The sequence below is a fragment of the Micromonospora sp. PTRAS2 genome (assembly GCF_054052245.1).
This window is the reverse complement of the sequence record NZ_JBSWBU010000004.1, coordinates 232,032-245,804: the sequence shown is the minus strand read 5'-3', so window position 1 is coordinate 245,804 and position 13,773 is coordinate 232,032. Positions and strand designations below refer to the sequence as shown.

The window sequence follows — 13,773 nt, the reverse complement described above, 5'->3', positions numbered from 1 at the left end:
CTGAGATCGCAGATAGTTCCAATTCCCGATCCAACAGCTGCAACCGATCGACGTTCTGCGCAGTCTTTCAGGTGGGCGCCCCGCCCTGTGGGCATGGTCACCGCCATCGACCGACCAACGCGTGACCTGCAGCGAAGCCATCCAAATCGAACGGGGCGAGGAGGCGGCGATGGTCCGACAGGTGAGGCGGCTGAGCCGGGCGGCAGCGGGAGCGCTGCTGGCGACGGCGCTGGCGACGGCAGTGGCGGGGCCGGCCCGGGCGGCCGGCACGGCCACGGGTCCGGCGACGACGGGTCCGGCGACGACGGGCGCGGCGCTGGCCGACGCGGCCGCCGCCGCCAGCGCGGCGCTGGCCCGCAAGGTGCCGAAGAAGACCCTCCCGGCCGGGGTGGACATCACCGGCGAGGGGCTGGCCGAGCCGCTGCGGCTACGGGCCACCGCCCACCCCGTCGAGGTGGTCGCGGTCGTCGACCAGGTGAGCTGGCTGGGCCCCACCGGGGCGGCCAGCGGGCCGAAGCCCGCCGACCTGGGTCCGAAGTACACGGTGGTGGTGTTGGTCGGGGAGATCCCCACCCAGACGTACGACCTCTACCCGCTGGCCAAGGGCGGCCCCCGGGTCTACCGGCCGGCGAAGCAGCCGGACCCGGCCCGCAAGGAGAAGGCCGGCTGGTTCCTCGGCCGGCTCAGCATGTCCGAGACGCTGCGGACGGTCGGGGTGCCGCTGGAGCGGCAGGTCGACACGGTCAGCGGCGGCGTCGGGGGCGGCGAGCGGGTGCTGCCCGACGATTCGCTGAACCCGGCCGGCGACATCGACGAAGCGCTCGACGAGTTGCAGCGGCTGCTGCTGCTCAACGTCGGGGTGATGCTGGTGATCACCCTCGGGCTGGCCGGGATCGCGCTGCTGATCCGCCGCCGTACCCGCTGACGGGCCCGGCCCCGTGCCACTCGGCGCGGGGCCGACGTGCTCTCGGCACCGGCGGCGCGTGCTCTCCCCGCACCGGCGGCGCGGAGCTCAGCACCAGCGGCGCGGCCTCAGCACCAACGGCCTCAGCACCAGCGGCGCGGCGGGCGCTCCCGGCGCACGGCCCGGTGCCGGGGACGGACCGGGCCGTGCCGGTGCGCGCCGGCCCAGCCGGGCAGGTCGCTGCGGCAGGCAGCGGCCCGGCCGGACTCGTCGTCGGCGGGCGGCTCGGCGGCGCGCTGGCGGGGCACCGGGGCGTCCTCGTCGGCCGGCGCGGCACCCCGGCCGCAGGTCGGTTCCACGGCCCGGCCGCAGGTCGGCTCGGCAGGATGGGTCGTCCCGGTGAGCCGGCGGGGATGCTTCGCCGCCGGCTCGTGGTGGCCCGGCCGGCAGGACTCCCCCTGGGCGCAGCCCGGCTCGGCCTCCCCGTGCGCCATCGGCGGTCTCCTCACGCTCTTCCTCGCCCGCCGGCCGGCCCCTGGCCCGCGTGCCCTGTCACCGTACTGGGGCGGGCGGACGCGCCGTGCGGCGCGTACCCCACCTCAGCGGCGGGGGCGGCGCGGGAAGATCGTCTCCCAGACCGGGAACGCGACCAGCCAGATCACCAGGGCGACGGTGAGGGTGCGGGCGAAGTCCCACAGGGCCCGGGTGCGTTCGGCGTCACCGACGAAGGCGATCGCCGCCACGAGCAACGCGCAGGCCACGGCCCAGCCGAGCAGGCCCTTGGCCCACTCCCGCCACTCGTGACGGGCGCGGGCCCAGCCGTAGCGCGGCGGCCGGACCGGCGGCGGGCCGCCGGCGAAGCGGTGGGCGAAGCGCTGGTCGGCCCAGCGGATCAGCGAGTGCCCGAAGGCCACCGAGAACCCGAGATAGGCGGCGGCCAGGCCGTGGGTGGTGTCCGCGGTGGCCCCGCGCCGCAGGTCCAGCGCGGCCGCCGCGAGCAGCACCAGGTCGACCAGGGGTACGCAGACCAGCAGCGCCGCGCCGAGGCGGGGGCGACGCAGCGGGTAGCGGGCGACGAGTCCCGCCACGAGCAGCACCCAGAACCCGATCTCGCACCCGACGATGACCGCGACCAGCACGACGACCTCCCCCTGTCCGTGGGTCCAGCGTGCCGCCCGCCGTGCGCCCCGCCCTCGACCCGGGCGACGAGATCCGGGTACGCCGAACGATGGACCGCGTCGGGGCGTACCTCCTTCGGGGGACGCGGCCTCGTGCCCTGGTCGGAGCCGGCGCGGCGGCGGGTGTGGTGGGATCGGAGGATGCGACTGCCGCCCTGGCTCCGGTCCGGCACCGCGGGGCGGGACGCGGCGCTGGCCGGCGTGGCCCTCGCGGGCGGGCTGGCGCTGCTCGGCCTCGGCACGCACCTGGCGATCACCCCGCGGCCCGGCGTGCCCACGGCGGCCTTCCTGCCGTCGCTGGTGGCCGTGTCGGCGGCGGTGGCCCTGCGGCGGGTGGCCACCCGCACGGGGCTGGCCCTCGGCACGGCGGCGCTCGGCGTCGACGTCGCGCTCGGCACCACCCTCGGCACCGCGCTGATCTACACCCAGGTGCTCTACGACTCCTGCGTGTACGGCCCGCCCCGGCTGTGGCGCTGGCTGCTGCGGGGCAGCGTGGCGCTGAGCCTGCTCGCCGCCGTCGGCGGGGTGGTGGCGTTCGGTCACTGGCGCGGGGTCGCGCTGGGCGTGCCGGTGGTGCTGGTCGGCGTCGTGCCGGTGCTGACCGGGATCAGCGTGCGGCAGTACCGGGACCAGGCGGCGGCCGAGCGGGCACGGGCCGCGGAGGAACGGGCCCGGGCCGAGCAGACCGCCCGGCTGGCCGAGCTGGACCGGCGCGAGGCGGTCCGCGCCGAGCGGTCCCGGATGGCCCGGGAGCTGCACGACGTGGTCGCCAACCATCTCGGCGCGGTGGCCATCCACGCCACCGCCGCGCTCTCCGTCCCCGGGCTGAACCGGGAGCAGGTGGCCTCGTCGCTGCGGGTCATCCGGGAGAACAGCGTGCAGGGCCTGGCGGAGATGCGGCAGCTCATCGGGCTGCTGCGGGAGCCCACGTCGGGCGTCGGGCCCGCGCCGGACGACGCCGTGGATCCGGCCGAGGAGGCGACCCGGGTACGCCTCGCCGAGCTGGACCGCCTCGTGGGCCGGATGCGCGCCGCCGGGCTGGCCGTGCGGACCGAGGTGACCGGCGGGGCGCGTCCGCTGCCGGTGGGGGTGGACCTGGCGGCGTACCGGATCGTGCAGGAGTCGCTGACCAACGCGCTCAAGCACGGCGCGGGCGAGGCGGAGCTGGTCGTGACGTACGGGCCGACGGAGGTGGTGGTGGCCGTGGCGAACCCGCTGCGGGCGGGCGGCGCGGCGGCGCCCGGCGCGGGCGCCGGGCTGGTCGGGATGCGCGAGCGCGCGGTGCTGCTGGGCGGCGGCTTCACGGCGGGCCCGGCGGACGGGCGGTGGCGGGTCCGGGCGCGGCTGCCCACCGGGGAGCCGGCGTGACCGGCCGGGCCACCCCCGGGCGGGCCGCGGACGGGACGGACCCGGCGGGGCCGGTGGGTGCCGACGGGCGGGGCGACGGGCGTGCTGACGGGCGGGGCGACGCGGCGGGGCCGGTGCGGGTGGTGCTCGCCGACGACCAGCCGGCGGTGCGGGCCGGACTGGCGCTGATCCTGGCCGCCGCGCCCGGCGTCGAGGTGGTCGGCGAGGCCGCCGACGGCGAGGCGGCGGTGCGGCTCTGCGCCGAACTGCGCCCGGACGTCGCCGTGCTGGACGTCCGGATGCCCCGGCTCGACGGCATCTCCGCCACCCGGGAGATCGTCGCGGGACGGCTCGCCGACGTGCTCGTGCTGACCACCTTCGACCTCGACGAGTACGTCTTCGGCGCGCTGCGCGCCGGGGCCGCCGGCTTCCTGCTCAAGGACACCGACGCCGACGCCCTGGTCGCCGCCGTGCGCACGGTGGCCCGGGGCGAGGGGATCATCGCACCGGCGGTGACCCGGCGGCTGATCAGCGCGTTCGCCGCCACCGCGCCGGGGGCGCCCGCCGCCACGCGGGCCGCGGTCGCCACGCTCACGGCGCGGGAACGCGACGTGCTGGCCTGCCTCGGGCTGGGCCTGTCCAACCAGCAGCTCGCCGACCGGCTGGCGATGGCGGAGAGCACCGCGAAGACCCACGTCAGCCGGGTGCTGGCGAAGCTCGACCTGCGCAGCCGCGTGCAGGCCGCGATCGTGGCCCAGGAGCTGTCCCTGCCCGCGCCACCCCCGCCGCCGCATGTCCCACCGCCCGTCCCGCCGCGCCACCCGCCGGTGCCGCCGCCGGGCGGCGCGGGGTGAGCGGGGTGCCCCTCTCTACCGGGGGCGTTAACAAGGGGCCCCTCCTTCTCTGCAAGGCTGGTGGGGTGAGCGAGCCGGGCGGGATCGAGCTGTCGGCCACGCTGCGCCGCATCGAGCGGGCGGCGGGGGCCCTGGCCACCGCCAGCGTGGCCCGGATGGACGAGACGCTGCCCTGGTTCCGGGCGCTGCCGGCCGACCAGCGGTCCTGGGTGATGCTGGTGGCCCAGGCCGGCGCGCGGTCGCTGGTGCAGTGGCTGCGCGACGGCGGCGGCACGGCGGACAGCACCCAGGAGGTCTCCGACGAGGTCTTCGCCACCGCCCCGCTGGCCCTGGCCCGCTCGATCAGCCTCCAGCAGACCGTGGCGTTGATCAAGGTGACGATCGACGTGGTCGAGGAGCAGGTGGGCACCCTCGCCGCCGAGGGCGAGGAGCAGCAGTTGCGGGAGGCGGTGCTGCGCTTCTCCCGCGAGATCGCCTTCGCCGCCGCCCGGGTCTACGCGCGGGCCGCCGAGTCGCGCGGCTCCTGGGACGCCCGGTTGCAGGCCCTGCTGGTCGACGCGCTGCTGCGCGGTGACTCCCCGGACGTGCTGGCCAGCCGGGGCGCGGCGCTGGGCTGGTCGGACGCGCCGCCGGTGGCGGTGGCGGTGGGCCGGTCCCCGGGCGGCGAGGTGGCCGCCGTGCTGCACACCGTCCACCGGCTGGCCCGGCGCGTCGGCGTCGAGGTGATCGGCGGGGTGCACGGCGACCGGCTGGTGATCGTGCTCGGCGGCGCGGCCGACCCGATGGCGGCGACGGGGAAGCTGCTGCCCGCGTTCGGGGAGGGGCCGGTGGTGGTCGGGCCGGCGGTGCCGAGCCTCGACGAGGCGACGGACTCGGCCCGCGCCGCGCTCGCCGGCTACCGGGCGGCTCCCGCCTGGCCGACCGCGCCGCGCCCGGTGCCGGCCGGTGACCTGTTGCCCGAGCGGGCCCTCGCCGGGGACGCCGAGGCCCGCCGCCGGCTGCGCCACGACGTGTACGCGACGCTGGTCCGGGCGGGCGGCGAGCTGCTGGAGACCCTGGACGCCTTCTTCGCGGCCGGCGGCACGCTGGAGAGCGCGGCGCGGGCGCTGTTCGTGCACCCCAACACGGTGCGCTACCGGCTGCGGCGGATCGCCGACGTGACGGGGCTGTCGCCGCTGACCCCCCGGGACGCGTTCGCGTTGCAGGTGGCGCTGACCGTGGGACGGCTCGACCCGGTGGTGCCCGTCGTGGCACCTCCGCCCATAACGCCACCAAACCGGCAAATCTCCGCAAAGAGATGATCACGGTCACCTATTTCTGTAGGGTTCCTCCAAAGGTTCTAGTGCGGTTTGGTTGCGGCCGGTAACAACGTGACCGGCGAGTATCCGGAAGAGTCATAGGCGTGCTCGCCGTACTCTCACCGGGGCAGGGTTCCCAGAAACCCGGCTTCCTGACACCATGGCTCGACCTGACCGGCGCCGAGGCACGGCTGCGCTGGTGGTCGGCGCTGGCCGGCGTCGACCTGGTCCACCTGGGCACCACGGCCGGCGCGGAGGAGATCCAGGACACCGCCCGGACCCAGCCGCTGCTGGTCGCCGCGGCCCTGCTCGCCGCCGAGCACCTGCCGATGCACGACGTCACCCTCACGGCCGGGCACAGCGTCGGCGAGTTGGGCGCGGCGGCGCTGGCCGGGGTCCTGCCGGCCGAGACCGCGATCACCCTCGCCGGGGTGCGCGGCCGGGAGATGGCCGCCGCCTGCGCGATCGAGCCGACCGGCATGGCCGCCGTGCTCGGCGGCGACACCGACGAGGTGCTCGCCGCCCTCGACAGGCACGGGCTGCACGCGGCCAACCGCAACGGCGCCGGCCAGATCGTGGCCGCCGGGTCGATCACCGGCCTGGACGCGCTCGTCGCCGAGCCGCCCACGAAGGCGCGGGTCGTCCGGCTGAAGGTGGCCGGCGCGTTCCACACCCCGTACATGGCCCCCGCCGAGGCCGCCCTGGCCGGCGTGGCCGCCGGGATCACCCCGGCCCGCCCGGCCCGGATCCTGCTGTCCAACCTCGACGGCACGGCCGTCGACCACGGCCCGGAGCTGGTGCAGCGGCTGGTCCGCCAGGTCACCTCGCCGGTGCGGTGGGACCTGTGCATGCGCACCCTGGCCGACCTCGGCGTGACCGGGGTGGTCGAGCTGCCGCCGGCCGGCACCCTCGCCGGCCTGATCAAGCGGGAGCTCGCCGACGCGCTGCCCGAGATCGTCACCCTGAAGACGCCGGACGACCTGCCCGCCGCCCGCGACCTGATCGCCCGGCACGGCTCGGCCGCCCGCCCCGCGCCGACCGCCCGGTTCCGGGTCGTGACGGCCCCCGCGCCGGGCGTCTTCCAGCCCGCCCAGGGGCTGACCGAGGGCCAGGCGCTGAAGATCGGCCAGGTCATCGGCCACGTCGTCACCGGGCGGGGCCCGGTCGAGGTGACCGCGCACGACGGCGGCCCGCTCACCGAGTGGCTCGCCCACCACGACGCCCCGGTCGCCCCGGGTCAACCGCTCGCCCGGATCGGGGGTCACTCATGACAGGTAGCCGGATTCTCGCCCTGGGGCACTACCAGCCCTCCCGGATCGTCACCAACGACGACATCGCGCAGTTCGTCGAGACCAACGACGAGTGGATCAGGGACCGCGTCGGCATCGCCAGCCGCCGCATCGCCGGCGACGAGACGGTGTCCGACATGGCAGCGGCCGCCGCCGGCAAGGCGCTGGCCAACTCCGGCCTCACCGCCGCCGACATCGACCTCGTCGTCGTCGCCACCTGCACCTCCATCGACCGCAGCCCGAACGTCGCCTGCCGGGTCGCCGCCAAGCTCGGCATCACCGCGCCCGGCGCGTACGACATCAACACCGCGTGCTCGGGCTTCGCGTACGCGCTGGGCACCGTCGACCACGCCATCCGGGCCGGGGCGTCGCGCAACGCGATCGTCATCGGCGCGGAGAAGCTCTCCGACTTCACCGACTGGACCGACCGCTCCACCTGCATCATCTTCGGCGACGGCGCCGGCGCCGCGGTGGTCACCGCCACCGCCGAGGGCGAGCCGGCCGGGGTCGGCCCGGTCGTCTGGGGCTCGGTGCCGGACAAGAGCGACGCCGTACGCATCGAGGGCTGGCGGCCGTACGTGAAGCAGGAGGGCCAGACGGTCTTCCGCTGGGCCACCACGGCGCTGGCCCCGCTGGCCCTGCAGGCCTGCGAGCGGGCCGGGGTCGCCCCGTCCGAGCTGGCCGCGTTCGTGCCGCACCAGGCCAACGGGCGGATCATCGACGGCATCGCCAAGCGGCTCGGCATCCCCGACGCGATCATCGCGAAGGACATCATCGAGTCCGGCAACACCTCGGCGGCGAGCGTGCCGCTGGCCCTGTCCAAGCTCATCGAGCGGCGGGAGGTGCCCTCGGGCGCCCCGGTGCTGCTCTTCGGCTTCGGCGGCGGCCTGACCTACGCCGGTCAGGTCGTCCGCTGCCCCTGACGTCCGGCCCCCATCGGGGGCCGTTCGCACGCCGCGCGGCACGCGCCGCCGGCGATTCCACACCCAGGAGAGGAACGCACCAACCATGACCCGTGACGAGATCACCGCCGGCCTCGCCGAGATCCTCGAAGAGGTTGCCGGGGTGAACCCGGACGACGTGGCCGAGGGCAAGTCCTTCACCGACGACCTCGACGTCGACTCCCTCTCGATGGTGGAGGTCGTGGTCGCCGCCGAGGAGAAGTTCGGCGTCAAGATCCCCGACAACGAGGTGCAGAACCTGAAGACCGTGGGCGACGCCGTCAGCTACATCGAGGCGCAGTCCTGACATGAGTCGTTCCGACGTCGTCGTCACAGGGCTCGGCGCGACCACCCCGTTGGGCGGGGACGTCGCGTCGACCTGGGACGCCATGCTCGCCGGCCGCTCCGGGGTGGGTCCGCTCACCCAGGAGTGGGCGGCGCAGCTCCCGGTGCGCATCGCCGCGCAGCTCGCCGTCGACCCGTCCGAGGTGCTGGACAGGGTGAAGATGCGCCGGCTCGACCGCTCCGAGGCCATCGCGATCATCGCCGCCCGGCAGGCGTGGGCGGACGCGGGCCTCGCCGGCTCCGGGCTGGATGGGGAACGGCTGGCCGTCAGCGTCGGCTCCGGCATCGGCGGGGCCACCACCCTGCTCGCCCAGGACGACATCCTGGAGGCGTCCGGCCCCCGCCGGGTGTCCCCGCACACCATCCCGATGCTGATGCCGAACGGCCCCGCCGCCTGGGTGGGGCTGGAGCTGGGCGCGAAGGCCGGCGTGCACACGGTGGCGAGCGCCTGCGCCACCGGCGCGGAGGCCATCGCCCTCGGGCTGGACATCATCCGCTCCGGCCGGGCCGACGTGGTGGTGGCCGGCGGCACCGAGGCGGTCATCCACGCGCTGCCGATCGCCGGGTTCGCCTCGATGCGGGCCATGTCCACCCGCAACGACGAGCCCGAGCGGGCCTCCCGCCCGTGGGACACCGGCCGCGACGGCTTCGTCCTCGGCGAGGGCGCGGGCGTGCTGGTCCTGGAACGCGCCGAGCACGCCGCCGCCCGGGGCGCCCGGGTGTACGCGCGGCTGGCCGGCGCGGGGATCACCTCCGACGCGTACGACATCGTGCAGCCGCACGCGGAGGGCGAGGGCGCGATCCGCGCGATCAAGAAGGCCATCGCGGACGCCGACATCGCCCGCGAGGACATCGTGCACGTCAACGCGCACGCCACCTCGACGCCGGTCGGCGACATGCTGGAGATCGGCGCGCTGCGCGCCGCGCTCGGCGACCACCCGGTGCTCACCGCCACCAAGTCGATGACCGGTCACCTGCTCGGCGCGGCCGGCGCGCTGGAGTCCATCGCCACCATCCTGTCGATCCGCGACGGCGTCGTGCCGCCGACGATCAACCTGGACGAGCCGGACGCCGGGCTGGACATGGACGTGGCCGCGCACAAGGCACGGCACCTGGAGATCCCCGCCGCGCTGAACAACGCGTTCGGCTTCGGCGGCCACAACGTGGCCCTGGTCTTCACCCGCCCCTGAGGTGCAAGGAAGGGCCCCCTGTTAACGCTTTCCGCATAGCAGGGGGCCCTTCTTAACGCCCGCACCCGTCTTGACGTGGCGGGCCTGGCGGCGGCCGCAGCGTTTCGAGGCGGCAAGATCGACTTCATGTCGGTGACATGGCGGTGTCACGGTGGCTCGGATGCCACCATGTCGCCGACATGAAGTCGATCATGGCCGCCACGGTGACCTCCCGGATCCGGCTGGGCACCCGCGCCCACACCCGCACCACGCTCGCACCACACCCACGCCCACGTCCGCACCGGCGACACCCAGGCCCGCACCACACCGGCGCCCACGCTCGCACCACACCGGCGCCCGCACCGGCGGCGCCCAGGCCGACCCGCGGCGTGACGGTCGGCAGCAGCGTCGCGCCGCTGCGTGCCGGTCGGCGGCGGTCTTCCCGGCATGCGGTCGCGACCAGCGGGTTCACGCGATGCTAGCCAGTCGGCAATGTGCGGGAAATCGGTGCTCCCTAGCTTTCCGGCATGCCCCCCACAGCAAATCCACTGTCGACGCCGGAAAGCGGCGACGACCATACAACGACGATTGTCGACGACTGCGGACGGCCCGTTCCCGCGCATTCGGTCGGCCGCCGCGCGCTGCTCGCCGCCGCCGGTGCCGCCGCCATCGCCCCGCTCGCGTTCGGCGCTCCGGCCGCCGCCTCCTCCCCCGGCCCACACGCCCCCAGCGGGAAGCCCGGCCGACGCCCGGAACGGGGACACTACCTGATCAAGGGCGCGGCGCTGGTCTCCGTCGACCCCGCCATCGGCAACCAGGCCAAGGCCGACATCGAGGTGCGCGACGGGCGCATCGTCCAGGTCGGCCCGAACCTGAAGGCGCGCGGCGCGCGGGTCATCGACGCGTCGAAAATGATTGCGATGCCCGGTTTCGTGGAGACCCACTATCACATGTGGAGCGCTCTCGGCCGCAATTTCGTCTCCACCGGATTCGAGTACTTCGCGGCGAAGTCGGCCACCGTCGCCGCGTATCAGCCGGACGATTTCTACCACAGCGTGCTGCTCGGCCTCGTCGAGTGCGCGAGTGCGGGCATCACCACCGTCAACAACTGGTCGCACAACGTACGCGGGCCGGAGTACGCCGACGCGGAGCTGCACGCCCACGCCGACGGCCTCGTGCGGGCGCGCTACTCGTACGGCCACCGGGACGGCCAGCCGGCCACCCAGCCGATCGACTTCGCGGACATCGACCGGGTCGCGGCCACGTGGTTCGGCAAGAAGTCGCCGTTCGACGGCCTGGTGCACCTCGGGGTGAACCTGCGCGGGCCCGGCCAGCTGCCGACGTTCCTGACGGAGATGGCGGAGGTCAGCAAGCGGAAGCTGCCGATCTCGGTGCACTCCGGGCAGGGACCGACCACGGCGGTGCACGCCGCCGACCTGGAGAAGATGGGCTTCCTCGGCCCCGACTTCCTGCTCTGCCACGCGCTGCCGTTCGACGAGGCGGACCGGCAGGCGATGGTGCGGACGAACGCGCCGGTCAGCTTCTCCGTCCACTCCGAACTGCGCCTCGGCACGGCCGGCGGGTTCCACGGGCAGTTGCTGCGGATGCTGGCCGCCGGGGTCACCGTCTCGCTGTCGTTCGACGCCAGCTCGCTCGCCCCGATCAACATGTTCGAGTCGATGAACGTGGCCTGGAACCTGGGCATCCCGTGGGTGGGCTCGGACACCGCCGCACTGCCGCCGGTGGTGTTCCGGCAGGCGATCGAGATGGCCACGATCAACGGCGCGAAGGCGCTCGGCCTGCAGGCGGTGACCGGGTCGATCACCCCCGGCAAGCGGGCCGACATCGTCCTGATCCGGGCGGACGACCTGAACATCGCCCCGATCGGCGACCTGGAGTCGACCGTGGTGCGGTCGGCGACCCCGGCCAACATCGACACCGTGTTGATCGACGGCCGGATCGTCAAGCGAAACCGGGAGATGGTCAGCCACGACGCCGGCACGATCGTGCGCAACGCGGCGGCTGCGGCGCACGCCGTCCGTACGCGGGCCGGCGGCGTCCTCACCCCGGCCAGCCCCACCCCGCCCCGGTTCTGAGCACCGCCGCCGTGCACCCGACCGCGACCGGGTGCACGGCGGCACCGGCTTCACATTCGGGGCGCGGTCGGGAGGGCTAGGTGCGGTTGCGGGGGTGCCGGCGCGCCTGACGTTCGTTGCCCCGGCGGTAGTTGCCCGTCCACCTGGCCATCACCAGTTGCGGGTCGTCGTCGACCTCGGCGAGGAACTGCGCCGCCCGGCCGCCCCGCAGCGTCCCCGCGACCCGCCCATGGTGCGTGATCACCACCGTGCCGTCCGCCCGTTCGGCGTACGCGAATCCCTGCGCCTCTGCCACGCCCGGCACCCTCCCATCCCCGCCTGCGCCGCGCATCCGATTTCGGCGGCGCAGGCGTTGGGCAGACGGTGCTGCTGAAGCGCCATCATCCGGCTCCGATGACTCGCCTCACGCAGCGACCTGCGCAGAGCCGACGAACCAGGAACCCGACTCGACATCGATGGACTCGTCAACCCAGGGCTGCACGACGGCGGCGAGCTGCGCTGTCATGGGCCACATGTCCACGACCCACCCGTCGGGCGTCACCTCGACCTGCGCGCGCAACGGCTCGATGACTTCTGCTGGCAGATCCCATGAGCGTTCGAGGAAATCGTCCACGCCGAACTTCTCCACCACGTTGACCACAACCACGGCGAGACTCTGGCCAAGACGCCTACCGCACCGTTCCATGATCGGGCAGGACAGGCCCTAGGCGGGGGTGCGGAGGTCGGCGACGAAGGCGCGCCAGGCCGACGGGGCGAAGGTGAGGGTGCCGGCGTCGCGGGCCTTGGAGTCGCGCACCAGCACGACGCCCGGCAGGTTGTCGGCGACCTCGACGCAGTTGCCGCCGTTGGTGTTGCTGCGGGTGGCGGTGCGCCAGCGGGGGTGGGAGGTGCTCACAGCTCGTTCACCTGCTTCAGGATCAGGTCTCTCGACTGGTCGCGCGGCAGGGCGACCGCACGGACAGCTTCCCACGCACCCACAGCCACGGCCCACCCGATGGACGATGCCCCTCTCCGGGGGACCGCAACTGCAAGATCGCGGGCGAGATTGGGAGATCTTGGAGCGAAACGGCTCCTCCAGGCGATGAACGTCAATCGTTCAAGATCTCGTGCGCACCCGGGAAGCGCCCCGGAAGCGAACGCGCGGCTCGCGTCGCCCCGACCGATCCAGTTGAGGCGGGTCGGCGCAGGCTGGAGGTCGCAGATCGACCCACGCGCAGCAACAAGGCAGGCGGCGTGTCAAAACCAACGATGATCGTCTGCTGAATATCGAGACGAACGGCGGCGTGTCGTCTCCATGCACGACAGACGATCATGGCCGGACTGGACGTGACCCCGCGAGGAGACGCAGGCCGACTGACAGCCTCCTCGGTCGCCGCGATCTTGCACTTGCGGCCCCGGCAAAAGGGGCGAAACACCCATCTGTGGGGCCCAAAGTGCAAGATCGGCGCTGGGGGCGGGGGCGGGGGGCGGGGGCGCGGGACAGCGCGGGGCGGGGGCGAGGGCGGGAGGGCGGGGCGTTGGCTGCTGGGTTCGGGAGTGCTCGTCTAGGGTGAGGTTCGCCGAGATCGCGCTAGGAGCATGCCGTGGAAGCGACCGAGATCCGCAAGCTCGCCGCGCTGGAGGACACCCACTGGTGGTACCGGGAGCGGCGGGTCCTGCTGGCCCGGGCGCTACGCCGGCTGGCCGCCGCCGGCCACGTCCCCGGGCGGGCGCTCGACGTCGGCGCGGCCGGGGGCGGCAACACCCGGGTCCTGCGGGCGCACGGCTGGCAGCCCGTGGCGCTGGAATACAGCGCGGAGGGCGCCGGGGTCGCCCGGGAACGCGGCCTCGACGTGATCCGGGCCGACGCCCGGCACCTGCCGCTGCCGTCGGCGAGCCTGGGCCTGGTCACCGCGTTCGACATCCTGGAGCACTTCGACGAGGACCACCTGGCCGCCGCCGAGATCCGCCGCACGCTGCGCCCCGGGGGCGTGGCGCTGATCGCCGTGCCGGCCGACATGGCGCTGTGGTCGGCGCACGACGTTGCGGTCGGTCACGTCCGTCGTTACGACCGGGCGTCGCTGCGGGCCGTGGTGGAGAAGGCCGGGCTGGTGGTCGACGAGCTGTGGAGCTGGAACGTGCTGCTGCGGCCGGTCGCGGCCTGGCGGCGGCGCAAGTCCACCGGCAGCGACCTGGACGAGCTGAACCCGCTGGTCAACCTCGGGCTGCGCGCCGTCGTCACCGCCGAGCGGCACCTGCCGGTGCGGGCGCTGCCGGGGGTGTCGCTGATGCTGCGCGCCCACCGCCCGGCCGCCGACTGACCGCTCCGCCGGGCCCCGCCGACGACTGACCGTCACGCGGACCGCCCCGCCA

14 protein-coding genes and 1 pseudogene are annotated in these 13,773 nt (G+C 74.7%); 10 read left to right on the top strand and 5 right to left on the bottom strand.

Annotated features, from left to right (window positions below; genetic code table 11):
• The first annotated feature begins 169 nt into the window (after positions 1-169).
• Positions 170-925 (top strand): hypothetical protein, encoded by a 756-nt coding sequence (locus tag ACVMYR_RS16070; protein ID WP_457122138.1) that lies wholly within the window; start codon positions 170-172, stop codon positions 923-925.
• Between the two features lie 122 nt (positions 926-1,047).
• Here ACVMYR_RS16070 and ACVMYR_RS16065 read toward each other — a convergent pair whose 3' ends face one another.
• Both ACVMYR_RS16065 and ACVMYR_RS16060 read right to left on the bottom strand, forming a co-directional pair.
• Entirely contained in the window at positions 1,048-1,398 is a 351-nt protein-coding gene (locus tag ACVMYR_RS16065) for a hypothetical protein (RefSeq protein WP_431893644.1), read from the bottom strand.
• A 105-nt stretch (positions 1,399-1,503) separates the two neighbouring features.
• Entirely contained in the window at positions 1,504-2,043 is a 540-nt protein-coding gene (locus tag ACVMYR_RS16060; protein ID WP_353901006.1) for a hypothetical protein, read from the bottom strand.
• 180 nt (positions 2,044-2,223) lie between these two features.
• On the opposite strand from ACVMYR_RS16060, the gene ACVMYR_RS16055 reads away from it, so the two are divergent.
• From ACVMYR_RS16055 to ACVMYR_RS16020, 8 genes and pseudogenes are all read left to right on the top strand, one after another.
• Complete coding sequence (locus ACVMYR_RS16055; protein ID WP_457122137.1) at positions 2,224-3,450, top strand: sensor histidine kinase; 1,227 nt, start codon at positions 2,224-2,226, stop codon at positions 3,448-3,450.
• 113 nt (positions 3,451-3,563) lie between these two features.
• Positions 3,564-4,283: a response regulator gene (locus tag ACVMYR_RS16050; protein WP_457122297.1), complete on the top strand. Its 720-nt coding sequence runs from the start codon at positions 3,564-3,566 to the stop codon at positions 4,281-4,283.
• 56 nt (positions 4,284-4,339) lie between these two features.
• Positions 4,340-5,584, top strand: a pseudogene (locus tag ACVMYR_RS16045) (PucR family transcriptional regulator); the annotation flags it as partial.
• 101 nt (positions 5,585-5,685) lie between these two features.
• The gene (locus tag ACVMYR_RS16040; protein WP_077938870.1) at positions 5,686-6,852 is read left to right on the top strand and encodes an acyltransferase domain-containing protein; all 1,167 of its coding nucleotides are present in this window, start codon (positions 5,686-5,688) and stop codon (positions 6,850-6,852) included.
• The gene (locus tag ACVMYR_RS16035; protein WP_363631750.1) at positions 6,849-7,793 is read left to right on the top strand and encodes a beta-ketoacyl-ACP synthase III; all 945 of its coding nucleotides are present in this window, start codon (positions 6,849-6,851) and stop codon (positions 7,791-7,793) included. The genes ACVMYR_RS16040 and ACVMYR_RS16035 overlap by 4 nt, the downstream gene beginning before the upstream one ends.
• Positions 7,794-7,878: 85 nt before the next feature.
• Complete coding sequence (locus tag ACVMYR_RS16030) at positions 7,879-8,118, top strand: acyl carrier protein (protein ID WP_007072348.1); 240 nt, start codon at positions 7,879-7,881, stop codon at positions 8,116-8,118.
• A gap of 1 nt (position 8,119) precedes the next feature.
• Entirely contained in the window at positions 8,120-9,346 is a 1,227-nt protein-coding gene (gene fabF, locus ACVMYR_RS16025; RefSeq protein ID WP_077938868.1) for a beta-ketoacyl-ACP synthase II, read from the top strand.
• Between the two features lie 506 nt (positions 9,347-9,852).
• Positions 9,853-11,421, top strand: coding sequence for an amidohydrolase family protein (locus tag ACVMYR_RS16020; RefSeq protein WP_457122136.1), 1,569 nt, complete (start codon positions 9,853-9,855; stop codon positions 11,419-11,421).
• A 76-nt stretch (positions 11,422-11,497) separates the two neighbouring features.
• Here ACVMYR_RS16020 and ACVMYR_RS16015 read toward each other — a convergent pair whose 3' ends face one another.
• The 3 genes from ACVMYR_RS16015 to ACVMYR_RS16005 form a co-directional block, all read right to left on the bottom strand.
• Complete coding sequence (locus ACVMYR_RS16015) at positions 11,498-11,716, bottom strand: hypothetical protein (RefSeq protein WP_077938872.1); 219 nt, start codon at positions 11,714-11,716, stop codon at positions 11,498-11,500.
• A 108-nt stretch (positions 11,717-11,824) separates the two neighbouring features.
• Positions 11,825-12,067, bottom strand: a complete 243-nt coding sequence (locus ACVMYR_RS16010) for a hypothetical protein (protein ID WP_353901000.1) — start codon at positions 12,065-12,067, stop codon at positions 11,825-11,827.
• A gap of 57 nt (positions 12,068-12,124) precedes the next feature.
• The gene (locus ACVMYR_RS16005) at positions 12,125-12,316 is read right to left on the bottom strand and encodes a DUF397 domain-containing protein (RefSeq protein WP_457122135.1); all 192 of its coding nucleotides are present in this window, start codon (positions 12,314-12,316) and stop codon (positions 12,125-12,127) included.
• A 688-nt stretch (positions 12,317-13,004) separates the two neighbouring features.
• On the opposite strand from ACVMYR_RS16005, the gene ACVMYR_RS16000 reads away from it, so the two are divergent.
• Positions 13,005-13,721, top strand: a complete 717-nt coding sequence (locus ACVMYR_RS16000) for a class I SAM-dependent methyltransferase (RefSeq protein WP_077938864.1) — start codon at positions 13,005-13,007, stop codon at positions 13,719-13,721.
• The last annotated feature ends 52 nt before the right edge of the window (positions 13,722-13,773 follow it).